The 15,965-nt window shown below is 55.1% G+C and carries 15 protein-coding genes; 5 read left to right on the forward strand and 10 right to left on the reverse strand.

The window, feature by feature from the left end; translation table 11 throughout:
• Positions 1-376: 376 nt before the first annotated feature.
• Genes ACOSDR_RS16725 through ACOSDR_RS16735 form a run of 3 tightly spaced genes read left to right on the forward strand, consistent with a single transcriptional unit; the run spans position 377 to position 3,536 of the window.
• On the forward strand, positions 377-1,663 hold the full coding sequence (locus ACOSDR_RS16725; protein ID WP_420725268.1) for an HlyD family efflux transporter periplasmic adaptor subunit: 1,287 nt from the start codon (positions 377-379) through the stop codon (positions 1,661-1,663).
• Positions 1,660-2,838 carry an ABC transporter permease DevC gene (devC, locus tag ACOSDR_RS16730; RefSeq protein ID WP_420725267.1) on the forward strand — a complete coding sequence of 393 codons (1,179 nt, stop codon included), beginning with the start codon at positions 1,660-1,662 and terminating at the stop codon, positions 2,836-2,838. The genes ACOSDR_RS16725 and devC overlap by 4 nt, the downstream gene beginning before the upstream one ends.
• 8 nt (positions 2,839-2,846) lie before the next feature.
• Positions 2,847-3,536 carry an ATP-binding cassette domain-containing protein gene (locus tag ACOSDR_RS16735; RefSeq protein ID WP_420725266.1) on the forward strand — a complete coding sequence of 230 codons (690 nt, stop codon included), beginning with the start codon at positions 2,847-2,849 and terminating at the stop codon, positions 3,534-3,536.
• A gap of 5 nt (positions 3,537-3,541) precedes the next feature.
• Here ACOSDR_RS16735 and ACOSDR_RS16740 read toward each other — a convergent pair whose 3' ends face one another.
• From ACOSDR_RS16740 to alr, 7 genes are all read right to left on the reverse strand, one after another.
• Positions 3,542-4,231 carry an SDR family NAD(P)-dependent oxidoreductase gene (locus ACOSDR_RS16740; protein ID WP_420731959.1) on the reverse strand — a complete coding sequence of 230 codons (690 nt, stop codon included), beginning with the start codon at positions 4,229-4,231 and terminating at the stop codon, positions 3,542-3,544.
• Positions 4,232-4,236: 5 nt separating this feature from the next.
• Positions 4,237-5,727 carry an amidophosphoribosyltransferase gene (gene purF, locus ACOSDR_RS16745; RefSeq protein ID WP_420725264.1) on the reverse strand — a complete coding sequence of 497 codons (1,491 nt, stop codon included), beginning with the start codon at positions 5,725-5,727 and terminating at the stop codon, positions 4,237-4,239.
• Positions 5,728-5,738: 11 nt separating this feature from the next.
• Positions 5,739-6,404, reverse strand: coding sequence for a CvpA family protein (locus tag ACOSDR_RS16750; RefSeq protein ID WP_420725263.1), 666 nt, complete (start codon positions 6,402-6,404; stop codon positions 5,739-5,741).
• A gap of 91 nt (positions 6,405-6,495) precedes the next feature.
• Positions 6,496-7,914, reverse strand: a complete 1,419-nt coding sequence (gene radA, locus ACOSDR_RS16755) for a DNA repair protein RadA (protein WP_420732031.1) — start codon at positions 7,912-7,914, stop codon at positions 6,496-6,498.
• Positions 7,915-8,457: 543 nt separating this feature from the next.
• Positions 8,458-9,246, reverse strand: coding sequence for an ABC transporter ATP-binding protein (locus ACOSDR_RS16760; RefSeq protein WP_420725262.1), 789 nt, complete (start codon positions 9,244-9,246; stop codon positions 8,458-8,460).
• Complete coding sequence (locus ACOSDR_RS16765) at positions 9,243-10,016, reverse strand: MlaE family ABC transporter permease (RefSeq protein WP_420731960.1); 774 nt, start codon at positions 10,014-10,016, stop codon at positions 9,243-9,245. Before ACOSDR_RS16765 ends, ACOSDR_RS16760 begins: the two co-directional genes overlap by 4 nt.
• Positions 10,013-11,161 (reverse strand): alanine racemase, encoded by a 1,149-nt coding sequence (gene alr / locus ACOSDR_RS16770; protein ID WP_420731961.1) that lies wholly within the window; start codon positions 11,159-11,161, stop codon positions 10,013-10,015. The genes ACOSDR_RS16765 and alr overlap by 4 nt, the downstream gene beginning before the upstream one ends.
• A 218-nt stretch (positions 11,162-11,379) precedes the next feature.
• Between alr and ACOSDR_RS16775 the strand changes: the two genes are divergently transcribed.
• Both ACOSDR_RS16775 and ACOSDR_RS16780 read left to right on the forward strand, forming a co-directional pair.
• Positions 11,380-12,690: a DNA cytosine methyltransferase gene (locus ACOSDR_RS16775; protein ID WP_420731962.1), complete on the forward strand. Its 1,311-nt coding sequence runs from the start codon at positions 11,380-11,382 to the stop codon at positions 12,688-12,690.
• Between the two features lie 13 nt (positions 12,691-12,703).
• Positions 12,704-13,528, forward strand: a complete 825-nt coding sequence (locus tag ACOSDR_RS16780; protein ID WP_420731963.1) for a hypothetical protein — start codon at positions 12,704-12,706, stop codon at positions 13,526-13,528.
• 5 nt (positions 13,529-13,533) lie between these two features.
• On the opposite strand, the gene paaE is transcribed toward ACOSDR_RS16780, so the two are convergent.
• The 3 genes from paaE to paaC are packed head-to-tail and all read right to left on the reverse strand — an operon-like array spanning position 13,534 to position 15,963.
• Entirely contained in the window at positions 13,534-14,637 is a 1,104-nt protein-coding gene (gene paaE / locus ACOSDR_RS16785; RefSeq protein WP_420731964.1) for a 1,2-phenylacetyl-CoA epoxidase subunit PaaE, read from the reverse strand.
• A 16-nt stretch (positions 14,638-14,653) separates the two neighbouring features.
• Positions 14,654-15,190, reverse strand: coding sequence for a 1,2-phenylacetyl-CoA epoxidase subunit PaaD (paaD, locus tag ACOSDR_RS16790; RefSeq protein WP_420725958.1), 537 nt, complete (start codon positions 15,188-15,190; stop codon positions 14,654-14,656).
• Complete coding sequence (gene paaC / locus ACOSDR_RS16795; protein ID WP_420731965.1) at positions 15,190-15,963, reverse strand: 1,2-phenylacetyl-CoA epoxidase subunit PaaC; 774 nt, start codon at positions 15,961-15,963, stop codon at positions 15,190-15,192. The genes paaD and paaC overlap by 1 nt, the downstream gene beginning before the upstream one ends.
• Positions 15,964-15,965: the final 2 nt, after the last annotated feature.

Below are 15,965 nucleotides of genomic sequence, written 5' to 3' on the forward strand. Positions count from 1 at the left end.
CATCGAGGGAACCTGACTCCTCCCTTTGATCCTGTCTCTGAACTTGAAAAGTGCGAAGAGTCTATGCTATGACTGACTGGTCAGTCAATATGAATGGAATGAAATTTGAATAGCGTCCGTAATTGGTGATTGGGCCTGGGTGCGTTGACGCTTAGATGTCGCGCTCAAAGGTGCGAGGCCGGGGTACAGATTGGATTTTTGGGGCGTTGTTTATAGGTGGATCGCCTGCAGTCTGCATGATGCTTCATTAAGGAGTTCTTTGATATTATGTCCCTGAAACCGTCGTATTAATGTCCGCATTCGACGCTATGGTGTTTATGTTTGTATTTTAGGAATATCAGTTTGTGATTGGACCTGAAGGGTTGGGATTGGGGGCATGAAAGAGCGCGGATCGAATCCAAATACCCCCGGTGGGCCAGACAAGACGGCGGTATTGTCCCAAAAGGACAGTGGTGATCTGCCATTGCTTGCTGTGGACCGTGCAGCGCAAGATCACGAGAAACCGCGCAGAAGGACCTTCCTGTCAGGCTTGAAAAAATTAAGGTTTATCCCGCTGGTCGTTCTGTTGATTGGTATTGGTGGGTTTATTGGCCTGTATTTCCAGCCACCCGGATTGCAGAAATTCATGCAGATTACAGGCCTTGAGCCGGGGGCGGGTACATCCCATCCCATTGCTCTGCCTGTGGATCGACCGCCAGAATCTCCATCGAAGGACACGCTGCCGGATACGATTGTCGGTCTGGGGAAATTGATTCCGGATGGCGATGTCACAATTGTCGCCATGCCTTCTCAGGCCGGGGATGCGCGTGTTGCACAATTGCATGTGATAGAGGGGGAGCGCGTGACCGCAGGAACCCTGTTGGCCACGTTGGACACGGAAAAGAAGTTAAAGGCGGCGGTCGATGCGGCCGTGGCGACAGTTGAAACCCGTCAAGCGAATTTGGCGGAAATACGTGATACCGTTATGGCAAATCGGGCTGAAGCCAAGGCTGCCCTATCGCGTGCAGAGGCCGCCGTCAGCACAGCGAAAAGTGATTTTGAGCGGTTCCGGGATCTGAAAGAAAAGGGATATGCAACCGCGGCTGTTTTTGAAGCCAAGCGTACGGCCTATGAACAATCGGTTCAGGATGTGGAAAGCGCCCGAGCCAAATTATCCAGGTACGATTTCACCGAATTACAGATGCAGAAAGATGTGGTGGTCGCGACTCGGGAACTGGCCGCAGCACAAGCTGAATTGCGCCGTTCGGAGGCGCAATTGGACGATGCCTACGTCTGGGCCCCCTCATCGGGCACAATTCTTAGTCTGGATGTCAGAGTGGGTGAAAGGCCCGGATCCAAAGGATTGCTGAAACTGGGTAATATTGACCAAATGACAGCAGAGGTTGAGGTCTATCAATCCATGATTGCCGCTGTGGCGGTGGGGGCTTCGGTCACAATTGAGTCGGATGCTTTGCCCAATCCCCTGGAGGGGATCGTCGAGAAAATTGGATATCAGGTGAAGCCGCAAACCGTTACCGATAGTGACCCGGCCGCAAATACGGATGCCCGGGTGGTGACGGTGACGGTTAAACTGTCACCGGACGCGTCGGTTATCGCCCAGCGCTATACAAATCTGCAGGTTACCGCGCGAATTGCGGTCACGGCCGGCGCGGTAAGACCGTGACCGCGCTGCTGACGGCGTTGTTCGGACGATTGCCAATTGGCTGGTTGCAATTGCGCCATAATCGGGCGCGCTTTGCTGCCGCACTTGCCGGTGTCGCCTTTGCCAATGTTCTGGTTTTTATGCAAATCGGCTTCTTTGGAGCGCTGTTGGAAAGCATTCGGATGCCCTATACGGAAATGGATGCAGATCTGCTGATAAGCGCGTCGGACACAAATACTCTGACTGACGGCAGCCCGGTCCCCAGACAGCGGATGTATCAGGCCCTTGGCGTGCCAGGAGTTGCGCAGGCAACAGCCCTTTTACTTGGCAAGATCGATTGGAAACAACCCGATGGAACAGAGCGCGCCTTAAACGTTTTTGGCATTGATCCAACAGCGAACGTATTTCGATCTGATGATATCAACAAGCGGCAGGCGGATCTGATGCTTTCGGATACAGCCTTGATTGATCACAAGACCCGCAATGTTCTGCCGGCTGATCTGTTTGACCGCATTGATAGTGGACACCCCTATGAGTTCGAAACAAAAGGCCGCCGCATCACAGTTTATGGCACTTTTGGCATTGGGGGTGGATTCGGGGCGGATGGACATCTTATTGTCTCTGATCAGACATTCTTGAAACTATTTCCACAGCGTGTTGCCGGGGCACCAAACTTTATACTGGTGCGGGTGGACTCTGGCGTGGTGATTGCTGATATCCTGCCGAAATTGAGGGCGGTGCTGCCTGCATCGGACACACAGGTCCGGACAATTGCACAGGCGGTTCAGAAAGATCAGAATTTTCAAACCACCCAGAAACCGGTTGGCGTTGTGTTTGGGTTCGGCATCATCATTGGAACATTGGTCGGTGTGATCATTGTCTATCAGGTTTTGTCCAGTGATGTCGCCGATCACTTGAGGGAATATGCAACCTTTAAGGCGATCGGATATGGTCCTTGGTTCTTTATCGGTATTGTGTTTGAAGAAGCACTGATTCTGGCCTTGTTTGGCTTTGTTCCCAGCGTATTGATTTCCATGGGATTGTACAAACTGGTGGAGATCGGTACGGGGTTGCCAATCTATATGACCGCGGCCCGACCGATCTATATCCTGATCGGGACCATCGCTATGTGTACGATATCAGGCGCTATCGCGACCAGGCGTCTAGTGCGCGCCGATCCGGCCGATTTGTTTTAGGGGGGCCTATGGCGCAGACGTATCCATCCATTCAGATCAAGGGGTTAAACCATTGGTTCGGGGAGGGAGAGGCCCGTAAGCAGGTTCTGTTTAATATCGACCTGACTATTGAAACAGGCCAGTTGGTTATCCTGATGGGGGCGTCGGGCTCCGGGAAAACCACTTTGCTGACCCTGATCGGGTGTCTGCGTGTAATTCAGGACGGCAGCGCCCTGCTGATGGGGCATGAATTGCAAGGCGCGGATGAAGCGCTAATGATTCAGTCCCGAAAACGGTTGGGCTTTATCTTTCAAGCACATAACCTGCATGAAAGTCTGACGGCCATGCAGAATGTCCGCATGGGATTGGAAGTACATGGTCCGATCGCAATGCGCGATTGGAGGTCGGCAGCCAGCCGCTGCCTTATCTTGATGGGGCTGCAGGATCGGATGGATTATTTGCCGGGCAATCTGTCCGGGGGACAAAAACAACGCGTGGCGGTTGCCCGTGCGCTGGTTGGCAATCCTGATGTGATTCTGGCGGATGAACCAACGGCCGCCCTGGATAAAGACAGTGGCTATGAGGTTGTCGCGCTGCTGAAACGATTGGGAAAAAAACGGGGTACAACCACCCTGATGGTGACCCACGATCCCCGTATTATGGACATGGCAGACCGCATCATCACAATGGAAGACGGACGCATCCTGCCAGAAACATAACGGAACTATTGCAGGCTTGGCGCTGCCGCGTGATCCACGAAAAGATCAGTGATAGCGGGATCATCAGGATAAGGATGGGTCCCTTTTTCCTCACCCGGATAGGCTTCCGCCCTTAGGTTGGTTGTCAGCGGACCCGGGTCAATCAGATGAATGCCAAGCGCGGTCTTCTGAACCTCCAACTGATAACATTTCACCAGGCTTTCCAGGCCTGCCTTGCTGGCTGCATAGACACTCCAGAACGCTTTGGGCTGGCTGGCGACCTGACAGGTGACAAATATTGCGCGACCCGATGGGGACAGGCGCAGCAATGGGTCATAGGCGCGGATCAGCCGCTGATTGACCGTCAGGTTCAGGTGCAGCGTGCGATCCCAGGTCTTCTGGTCCAGATGGTGGGTGGGGGTCAGGACACCCAATTGCGCCGCCGCACTGACCAGGATATCCAACTTGCCGAACCGCTCATGAATGGAAGCTGCCATTCGGTCGATATTGTCTGGCTCAAATAGATCCATCGGCGCCAGAGTGGCTTTTCCGCCGGCCTTGCGGATTTCGTCATCAATTTCTTCCAGGCCTCCGACCGTGCGGGCGGTCAGAATGACATGCGCCCCTTCCGCAGCAAATCGCTTGGCCACCGCAGCACCCAGCCCTCGGCTGGCCCCGGTGATGAGGGCGAGACGTCCTTCAAGGCGTTTTGTCATGTAAACTATCCTGCTTTCTGTTCTCTCAACAACGAGAGCTGCGCTGGCTGACCCCCGCTGTCACCGAAATCCGTCAGGCGGATCGGGTAATCACCAGAAAAGCAGGCGTCGCAATAGGCCGGCTTTGCCGGGTCGCGACCCGTATGGCCCATTGCGCGATACAGGCCATCCATGGTGATAAAGGTCAGTGTGTCACAGCCAATGGCCTGGCGCATTTCTTCATGGCTCATGCGGGCTGCCATCAACTGGCTGCGCTCCGGCGTGTCGACCCCATAGTAACAGCTGTATGTGGTTGGCGGGCTGGCGATGCACATATGAACCGCCGTTGCCCCGGCGGCACGGATCATTTCGACAATCTTGCGCGATGTGGTGCCGCGCACGATGGAATCATCGATCAGCACGACCCGCTTGCCTTCAATCACCGCGCGATTGGCATTGTGTTTCAGCTTCACGCCCAAATGCCGGATTTCATCGGTCGGCTCAATAAAGGTGCGCCCGACATAGTGATTGCGAATGATGCCGTACTCGAACGGGACGCCGCTTTCTTCCGCATATCCGATGGCGCTGGGCACCCCGGAATCCGGGATCGGGACGATCACATCCGCTTCGACTGGATGTTCCCGGGCCAGTTCACGGCCAATCGCCTTGCGCGCGGTATAGACTGAATGGCCTTCCACAATGCTGTCAGGGCGTGAGAAATAGATATATTCAAATACACAGAACCGTTCCGCCATTTTAGGGAAGGGGAATTGGCTGTGGACGCCCTTTTCGTCAATGACGATCAATTCGCCGGGCAGGACATCGCGGACTTTTTCCGCCCCCATAATGTCCAGGCCACAGGTTTCAGACGCCAGAATATAGGCCGTTGAGTCTTTGGATGGCTCGCTTAATTTCCCCAGAACCAGCGGGCGCACGCCCATTGGATCGCGCACGCCGATCAGCTTTTTACGGCTCATGCAGACCAGGGAATAGGCCCCTTCAACGCGACGCAGGGCGGCGACCAGACGTTCGGTCAGGTTGCCCTGGGCATGGGCCATCAAATGGATCAGGGTTTCCGTATCCGTCGTTGATTGGAAAATTGCGCCGTGTTTCACCAATTCCTTACGCAGCCGCAGCGCGTTGGTCAGGTTGCCATTATGGGCAACGGCCAGGCCCCCGAATTCAAAATCCGCAAACAGGGGCTGGATGTTGCGCACCATATCGCCGCCGGTGGTGGAGTATCGGTTATGTCCGATGGCGGCAAAGCCTTTCAGCTTTTCAACAATGCCCCGATTTTTATCAAAGACATCACCGACCTGACCGGTTTCCCGGTGGGCATGAAATTCTTTGCCGTCAAAGGAGACAATGCCCGTCGCCTCCTGTCCGCGATGCTGCAGGGCATGCAGGCCCAGCGCTGTGTGTTTTGAGGCATCTTCGGTGCCGAAGATACCAAAGACGGCACATTCCTCATGGAACTTGTCATCGTCGAAAGGGTTCGTACTGACGTCTAGGGTCATCGTGTCAGGTCCTATTGGTTGGCCGAGCTGTCGATTACATTTTGCAGACTGTCATTCTGGGATGAGGAATAACCAGCCTCCCCCGCTTTTTTGCCGCTATCGACGGGCGGCTGCATGACGCGTTGGACATCTTCCACTGTGTTTACTGTCTGGCGACCTTTTTCCAGCTTTTCCAGAATATAGCCGCCAACGTCTTTTGGCAGCGATTCCAGGATCGTAACACCGCCGACCCGAACCAGGGTATAGGATCGGCTGTCTCTTACGCTTTGCGGGATTGAGGATTCGTTAAAAATCAGGACGGCTCCCAGCAGGATGATGCACGCCAATACATACCCGACCCCAAGCCCCGCGACAAATCCCAAGGCGCGATTGATTGATCCCAACGGGCTTTCTTTTGCCACATGGGACAGGATGGAGCTTAAGATCATCAGGATCACCAGCGACCCGGCAAAAAGCGCCGCACCGGCTGCAATATCGGCGAATAATTCCTGAGAAATCTGTTCCCGCGCGAAGGCCTGTGCATGGGGATAGCCCAGCACCGTGACCGTCAGGGCCCCGACCCAGGCCCCAATGCCGGTGACCAATCCAACGAACCCCCAATAGGCCGCCAGCAAACCAAACAGCGCGATGCTGCCCAGAACCACCATATCGGTCGTGGTGAAGGGAAGGCTGTCCATTCAAGACCTCCGCCCAGTCCCGTCTTTCAAAGCATGAAAGACGGATGGGAAAAAAGTTTCAGGTACCCAGTTAAACAAACACCGTTTGGTACTACCGCCTGGCGTCCGCGTCCAGAATACGAATTGGCCCATCGCTGGACGATTCCAAATCACGGATCAATTGCGACACATCACTGATCGCGTTGATCGCAATATCATCCGCCTTACTTTCTTTCGCAGCCCGGCCTTTCGGCGCGATGGCGCGGGTAAAGCCCAGTTTTCCGGCCTCTTTAAGGCGCGCATCCGGTCGACCGACCGCGCGAACCTCACCAGACAGGCCGACTTCGCCAAAAACGACCGTGCGCATCGGCACTGGAATTCCGGTCAGCGAGGACACAATCGCCGCCGCCACGGCCAAGTCTGCAGCAGGTTCGCCGATTCGCAGGCCGCCTGCGACGTTCAAATAGACATCTCGACCAGATAAATCCAGCCCCCCGCGCGCTTCTAACACAGCCAACAGCATCGCCAGGCGGTTGCTGTCCCATCCAACGACGGCGCGGCGTGGGGTTCCCAAGGCAGATGGAGCCACCAGAGCCTGGATTTCCACCAGCATCGGGCGCGATCCCTCTATCCCCGCAAAGACGGCTGCCCCCGCAACGCCATCCTGTCGATCCGCCAGAAACAGGGCAGAGGGGTTCTTAACCTCTTCCAACCCGCGTTCTGTCATATCAAAGACGCCGATTTCGTCTGTTGGGCCAAAGCGATTCTTAACCCCGCGCAGAATGCGGAAGGGATGGCCGCGCTCCCCTTCAAAATACAGGACCGTATCGACCATATGTTCCAGCACGCGAGGCCCGGCGATTGCCCCTTCTTTGGTCACATGGCCCACCAACAGGATTGCCGTGCCACGACGCTTTGCCACGCGGATCAATTCCTGGGCGCTGGCGCGAACCTGACCAACCGTGCCGGGTGCGGAATCCAGCAGGTCGACATACATGGTCTGAATGGAATCAATGACTGCCACCCGCGCCCCGTCGGGTCGATCCAGGGAGGCCAGGATATCGCGCACAGAGGTCGCCGCTGCCAGTTCCACCTTTGTGTCAGACACATTCAGCCGCTGGGCGCGCATGCGGATCTGTTCAATCGCTTCCTCGCCAGAGATATAGGCGACGCTGGCATGGGCGCTTAACGCTGCGGCGGCCTGCAGCAGTAAGGTGGATTTCCCAATGCCCGGATCTCCGCCAATCAAGGTTGCGGACCCATCAACCAGCCCGCCCCCCAGAACGCGATCTAGTTCATCAATACCGGATTTCAGGCGGGGTCGTTGTTCGCTGTCGCCTTTCAAGCCAACGAAATCCAGGGCCTTACCCGACCCCCCGGACCCGGATCGCTTGCCCCCGCCAATCGGGGTCGCCTCAACGGTTTCCTCTACAATGGAATTCCACGCCTCACAGGCATCGCACTTGCCTGCCCAGCGCGGTGTCACCGCCCCGCATTCCTGACAGACGAATCTTTTCTGCGGTTTAGCCATGAAGCGACCGCCTGACGTCAGGGATCCATGAAATTGGCAACCATTGCTCATGCCCCGTCTCTTTTGAGGAGGGAGGATGCCTCTGTTTTCCCTCCCCCTTGAGGGGGGAGGATGGCTCTGTCTTTCCCTCCCCCTTGAGGGGGGAGGGTCGGGGTGGGGGTGACAAGGCCGCAAGGCCTTTGCCTGTATCAGACTGGATTGCGGAGGAGAGATCACCCCCCTCCCAACCTCCCCCCCTCAAGGGGGGAGGGGTAAAATATGGGGCTCCCCCCCTCAAGGGGGGAGGGGTAAGATATGGGGCTCCCCCCCTCAAGGGGGGAGGGGTAAAATATGGGGCTCCCCCCCTCAAGGGGGGAGGGGTAAGATATGAGGCTCCCCCCTTTAAGGGGAGAGGGATCAACTCTTCAACTCTTGTTGGCATCTCCGCGCAGGCGCGACGCCTTGGCCAATCGCACAAAATGCCACGAGCCGTGATGGACGCCGGATTACCTCCGGGAGCACGGTAGAGGGCGACATCGTTCGCTTTGTGCATCGCTGCCATGGCTATAGTTTTCGCAGTTCCATCTTGATCGGACCTTCGGCGCTGCCGGTGATGAATTGGTCAACATAGGGATTGCCAGAATGGTCGATATTCGCGACCGGGCCGTCCCAGATCACCTTGCCCTGATACAGCATCGCCATGCGGTCGGCGATGCGTCTGGCGCTGGCCATGTCATGGGTGATGGTGATCGCCGTCGCGCCGACCTGTTTCACACATTTAACGATCAGTTCGTCAATCACATGGCCCATGATCGGGTCCAGGCCCGTCGTCGGCTCGTCAAAGAAGATGATATCGGGGTCACCGGCAATGGCGCGCGCCAGCCCGACACGTTTGCGCATCCCGCCAGACAGTTCCGCCGGGGACAGGGCCCCGACATCGGCGGTAAGGCCAACCTGGGCCAGCTTTTCAATCGCAACCTCTTTCGCCGGTCCGCGCCGCATGCCTTTACCCTGGATCAGGCCGAAAGCGACATTTTCCCAGACCGGCAGGCTGTCAAACAGGGCGGCATTCTGAAACAGCATGCCAATCCTGGCATTGACCTTTTCCCGGTCCCCTTTGGACAGATGGGTGACGGGCTGACCATCGATTTCTATTTCCCCCTGTTCCGGCTCCATCAGGCCCAGGATGCATTTCAGCATGACCGACTTTCCCGTCCCGGACCCGCCAATAATCACAACCGATTCCTGGGGCATCACATCCAGCGTGAATCCCTGCAGAATGCGCTTCTGCCCAAAGCTTTTATGCACATCGGTCAATCGGATCTTTGGGGTGGTTTCTGGGGCCTGGGTCATTGTGCGAAGAACATCTCCGTAATCAGGTAATTCGCGATCAGGATCAGGATGGAGGCGCTGACCACAGCATTGGTTGTCGCCGCCCCGACGCCCTGAGCCCCGCCGCGGCTGTTAAAGCCATGATAACAGCCCATCAGCGCCACCAGAAACCCGAACACGGCCGCCTTAACCAGGCCGGAGATAACGTCCTGCGCCTCGATAAAGTTCCAGGTGTTGATCAGATAGGTCTGTTCATTAAAGCCCAGCTTGAACACGCTGACGACATAGCCGCCGAAAATCCCCATGATATCGCCGATCAGCACCAGGAAGGGCAGCATTGTCACCCCGGCCAGAAGGCGCGGCACAATCAGATATTTCATCGGGTTGGTCGACAGGGTTTCCAGCGCATCGACCTGTTCCGTGACGCGCATCGTGCCCAATTCTGCCGCCATGGCCGCCCCGATCCGCCCGGCGATCATCAGGCCCGCCAGAACCGGCGATAATTCCCGCGTAATCGACAGCGCAACAACGGAAGGAATCGCCGCTTCGGCAGAAAACCGGGCAAAGCCGGTATGGCTCTGCAGGGCCAAAACCATGCCGGCAAACAGCGTCGTCAAACCAACCACCGGCAGGGAATAATATCCGATATCAATGATCTGGCGCAGAATCAGGCGCGGATAGAAGGGCGGGCGCACGCAATGGCTTATCCCGGTCAGGGCAAAAACGGTCAACCGCCCGGTCGACGCCAGGAATTTCAGAAAACCGGCGCCCAGCGCCCGGACCGGATTCATGCAGTCTCTCCATCTGATTGGCCAAGATAGTGACGCGCATAGCGCTGGCCCAAAGAGGTTAAGATTTCATAGCCGATCGTGCCCGCTTTGTCTGCAACCGCATCGACATCCTGATGCGGGCCGATCAGGTTCAGGCTGTCGCCCGGGCCGATTTGGGGCGCGGCGGTGATATCGACTGTGATCAGATCCATGGAGACTCGACCGACAATCGGCATTTCGATATCTCCTGTCCAGGCAGAGGCATTGTTGCTGAGGGAGCGCAGAAACCCATCCGCATAGCCGACCGCGAGGGTGGCAATCCGGGTCGGTCCCTGAACCCGATGGCTGGCACCGTATCCGACGCTTTCCGGGGCGTCAATCTGACGGATTTGCAGGATTCTGGCATCCAGAGAGATCGTCGGTTTCAGCGGGTTGGGCGCGACCCTATTGGGGCGCACGCCATACAGGGCAACGCCCGGACGGATCCAGTCGAAATGCCAGTCCGGCCCCAGAAATGAGGCGCTGGACGCCGCCAGCATACCGCCTTCCGCCGCCTTTGGCAGATGTTTCAGGCAGGTGGCGAAGTATTGTTGCTGGCGTCGATTCATCGGGTCGTCTGGCGTATCGGCACAGGCCATGTGGGACATGATAAAGCGCAGATTTATCCCATCGAGTCGCGATGGCTGCTCCATCAGCACCCGGGCTTCCAGCCGGTCCAGCCCGGTGCGGCTCATGCCCGTATCGATATGCAGCACGGCGGGCAGAGCCTTCCCCTGATCCCCACAGAAACGCTGCCAGCCCTCAACCTGTCCCAGGTCGTTCAGGCAGGGCCATATATCATGTTCTGCATAGACCGCCGCCTGACCCGGCATCAGCCCGTTCATCACACAGATGCGGGGCCGCGTTTGCCAGGCTGTGTTTGGCCCCGGTGCCAGAGCGGCTGCCAGCGCAATCCCCTCATCCAGATGCGCAACAAAGAAAGTATCGCATCCCTCTGCCGCCAGACGCCGCGCCACCGGGGCCAGCCCCAGCCCATAGCCATCGGCCTTCACCACCGCCGCACAGTGCTTATGCGCCGTCAGATCCCGCACATACCGCCAATTCGACGCCACCGCGTCCAGATCAATCGTCAACACCGTAGGGCTATGGGGAAATCCAGACGTCATGGGCACTCACCTTGCTTTCTAGGATGCCCTTTCATGACGGGCGAAGCGGGAAAGTGCAAGGGGGAGGGACATTCAACGAGTAAGCCGCTTAGATGTGCGTCGAGATTGTCTTGTAAATAATCAAGTTGCTCGCAGTTTCTCGACAATAGGAGGATGAATCAATCATACTCGATCCAAGTTATCTTTTTGTATCTAGTTTCGTGCACAAGGGAAAAAAAATGAGAAGACCAAAAGCAGTGGATTTATTCGCAGGGGCAGGTGGAATGAGTCTGGGCTTTGAGCAGGCGGGTTATGATATTGTCGCAGCGGTTGAGATAGATCCCATACACGCCGCTACTCACAAGTTTAATTTTCCAGAATGTGCGATTTTGCCAAAATCTGTTTCAGATGTTTCTGGTAACGAAATTCTTCGTGCGGCCGACTTAAGCGTTGGTGATGTTGATTTAGTTTTTGGTGGCGCGCCATGTCAGGGGTTCTCGCTGATTGGGCAACGAGCTATGGATGATCCTAGGAATAGGCTCGTGAAGGATTTTGTTCGATTAGTTGCAGAGCTTGGCGCAACTTACTTTGTATTTGAAAATGTTAAAGGTTTGACATTGGGAAAACACCGGCAATTTCTTGATGAACTTATTTCTGAGTTTGGAGATGCAGGGTATTCAGTTCGACAACCTTGGAAGGTTTTAAATTCCTATAACTATGGTGTTCCACAGGATCGATTTCGATTATTTTTAATTGGAGCGAGATTCGGTGTTCCATTGCCTGAATACCCAGTACCCACTACTCGGTCTTTAAAAGAAAACAGCATTCATTTACCGTTAGTGCCGAATTGCTGGGATGCATTATCTGATCTTGAAGATGCGGACCAATTTCAAGAGCTCCTTGATTCCGATTCTGTTAGATTGAGAAGTTCGAGACCAATTTCTGAATATGCTCGAGAATTAAGGTGTTTATCGAATGATGCTTGGCACTTCGGACATGTACGTGAATGGGATCCTAACAAATTGACATCAAGTGCGAGGACTATACATACCGAGATATCTCGGGGTAGATTTGCGCGAACTGAACCTGGGACTGTAGAGCCAATTTCGCGATTTTATAAGTTATCAAAAAGTGGCGTTAGCAACACGTTAAGAGCCGGCACTGATTCTGCTCGAGGGGCATTCACTAGCCCTAGACCAATTCATTATGAATACAATCGTTGTGTCACAGTAAGAGAAATGGCCCGATTGCATGGCTATCCTGATTGGTTCAGATTTCATTTTACTAAGTGGCATGGTGCAAGGCAGATCGGAAACTCAGTTCCTCCGCCATTAGCACGAGCGGTGGCTAGAGAGGTCCTAAAAGCATCAGGTAATCTGCCTATAAGATCCTCAAAACAGTTTTTTTGTCAGGATGAGAGTTTACTAAGTATGGATATGAAACAATCGTCAAAATACTGGGGAATTGATGTCCCTATCGCAAATCGAAATATGAAAAGTGGGAATAGAAAAAGAAGACAAGTAGATATCGAAAACGAAAAATATTTTTAGGTTGGGGAATAAAATGAGAATTCCAAAGACAGGTCATGTCTCAAGAAAAGGTGATGTCTATAGTACCGTTATTGAGAGAGTTTTTTTAGATCGTTATAATGATGGAGATAGAGAGGTCACATTTTCTAGAGAAGATGTCGCCGAGACAGCAAAGATTTTGGGTCACGCTCTTCCTAAGAACTTAGGAGATGTTATTTATTCATTCCGATATAGACGGGAATTACCGTTTGAAATCCTGAAAACAGCAGAATTTGGCTTTGAATGGATAATTGAAGGAGCTGGCAGAGCTGAGTACAAATTTAAACTCGTAAAAGTTAATAGGATTATTCCCAACGATTCTTTAATGTCTATAAAGATTCCTGATTCTACGCCTGAGTTAATAAGAATTCATTCTTTATCTGATGAGCAGGCGTTGTTAGCAGTTGTTCGATATAATCGTTTAATCGATATCTTTCTTGGGTTAACGACATACTCTTTGCAGAATCATTTAAGAACAACCGTAAAGCAAATTGGTCAAATTGAAATAGACGAGATTTATGTTGGCATAGATAGAAATGGCACTCAGTTTGTGTTGCCTGTTCAGGCGAAGGGTGGGTCAGATCAGTTGTCGGTTGTTCAAACAAAACAAGATATTGAGTGCTGTAAAGAAAAGTTTCCTCAATTAGTTTGCCGCGCAATTTCTGCGCAGTTTATATCGAACGATCATGTCGCCCTATTTGAATTGGCTGTAGACGATGATATGGTAAAGGTTCTAGACGAGCGCCACTATAAGTTAGTTTCCGCCTCTGAAATTGATCCGACTGATTTAGAGCGGTATAGGCATTTATCTAGGTTTTAACCCCCTCACTTCACATCAAAATCCAGTACCACCTCGTCGGTCATAGGGTGGGACTGGCAGGCGAGGACGAAGCCGGCGTCGGTTTCTTGCTTGGTCAGGGCGTAGTTGACGTCCATGGCAACGTCGCCGACCAGGACTTTGCAGCGACAGGTGCAGCACATGCCACCTTTGCAGGAATAGGGGATATCTGCGCTGCGTTCCATGGCGGCGTCCAGGATGGGGATGCCGTCTGAGGCGAGATCCAGTTCGATTTCGATACCGTCATAGATCACCGTGACATGGCGCAGTTTGGCGCGGTCTTCTGTGCTCAGGCGCTCTGCGCGCTGGGCGCGGGCTTTGGCAATGGCGGCACCGCCATCGGCGGGGGTGAAAAGTTCAGTGTGGATTTTCTTTAGCGCAACGCCCGCTTCGGACAGGGCGGCGGTAGCGTCGTCCACCATGCCCTGGGGGCCACAGAGGAACACTTCATCGGCCTGGACCGGGTCTACCGGTGCGGCGGGTCCGGTGAACAGGGCCCGGCACTTTTCCCGGTCAATGCGGCCATTGAACAGCGGGACTTCGCGCGGCTGGCGGCTGAGAATATGGATCAGGCTGAACCGGGTCGGGTAGGTGTCTTTTAACCCCTGCAAGTCTTCCAGAAACAGGATAGAGGCCGCAGATTTATTGCCATAGATCAGGGTAACCTGGCTCTTTGGCTCTGCGTGCAAATAGGTTTTCGCCAGCGACAGGATCGGGGTGATGCCACTGCCCGCGGCGATCATCAGATAGCGCTTGGCCTTCTCCGGTTCGATGGGGGCGGTGAAGCGACCGTCGGGTGTCATGACATCCAGCGTATCGCCGACGGCCAGATGCGCGTTGGCGAAATGGGAGAATTTGCCCTCTGGCACCGTCTTCACCGCGACACGCAATTCATTGTCGTTGATACCGCTGCATATGGAATAGCTGCGGCGGAGTTCCTCGCCCTCAATCCGGGTGCGCAGAGTCAGATATTGGCCCGGCGCAAAGCGATAGGCGTCCCGCAGTGCAGGCGGAACGGAAAACAGGATGGAGACCGCCTCTTCGGTTTCGCGGCGGATATCAATCACGGTAAGAGGGTGAAACGCGACCATTCAAGGGGCTCCTGAGCTAAATGCACTTGAAGTATTCGAAGGGTTCCAGGCAGTCGGTACAGCGATATTGTGCCTTGCAGGCCGTGGAGCCGAATTCACTGACCCGTTGGGTCTGGACGCTGCCGCAATGGGGGCAGGGGACATTAGGGTCTGCACCAAACAGGATGCCGCGCCCAGCGCCTTCGCCCGCAGCGGTTCCAACCGGCGGCGCAATACCATAGGCTCGCAGCTTTTCCTTGCCCGCCGCACTGATCCAATCGCTGGTCCAGGCGGGGGATAGCACGGTCTTGATCTGCACATCCTCATAACCCGCCTGCAACAGCCGGTCGCGGATCGCCATATTGATCGCTGCGGTCGCCGGACAGCCGGAATAGGTTGGCGTCACGTCCAGAGACACCTGGCCCCTATCCCCCACGCTAACCATGCGCACGACGCCCAGGTCCAGAACGGTCAGGGCGGGGACTTCAGGGTCCGGCACCTCCTCAAGCAGATGCCAGATTGCGGCTTCTGCGGGGGAGGGGCGGTGGTCATCCAGGGCGGTAACGCGGGTCATTACCAGGTCATCCCCGGATAGGCGCGCTGCATGAATTGCAGTTCCGCCAGGATATAGCCCAGATATTCGGAATGTTCGCCCTTATGGCCGCCTGAGCGCGGGAAATCGCTGGTCGGGCGGGTCAGTCCAGCCTCTGCAAACACCCGGTCAACCATTGTGTCCCAGGCGGGGCGCAGGCTTTTTACCGACGGGCCGATCCCGGCCTGAATAATGGCGGCATCCACCGCATCTTCTTCGAACAGTTCTTCGACAAAGATCCACAGATGATCAAAGGCCTGCTGAATGCGGTTGTGGCTTTCGTCTGTGCCGTCGCCCAGGCGGATGACCCATTCCCCGGAATGGCGGCGGTGATAGGTCACTTCTTTCAGGCTTTTTGCGGCGATGGCAGCCAGTTGCGCATCACTGCTTTTGCTCAGTGCTGCGAACAGTTCGACATTCAGGCAGTCGATCAGGAATTGCCGTGCCATGGTGACCGCAAAATCGCCATTGGGCTGTTCTACCAGCAGCAGATTGCGCCAATCGGTGACATCGCGGGTAAAGGCCAGCGCATCTTCATCCCGGCCTTCGCCTTCAACCTGTCCGGCATAATCATAGATCAGGCGTGCCTGACCGATCAGGTCCAGCGCGATGTTGGAGAGGGCGATGTCTTCTTCCAGCACCGGGCCATGACCACACCATTCACTCAGGCGGTGGCCCAGGATCAGGCTGGTATCGCCCAAACGCAGTAAATACTCGGTCAGGGTTTTGCGGTCGATTTTGGTATCTGTTGCCATGG

The organism is Hwanghaeella sp. 1Z406 (assembly GCF_048892425.1).
GTDB lineage: Bacteria > Pseudomonadota > Alphaproteobacteria > UBA8366 > Aestuariispiraceae > Pacificispira.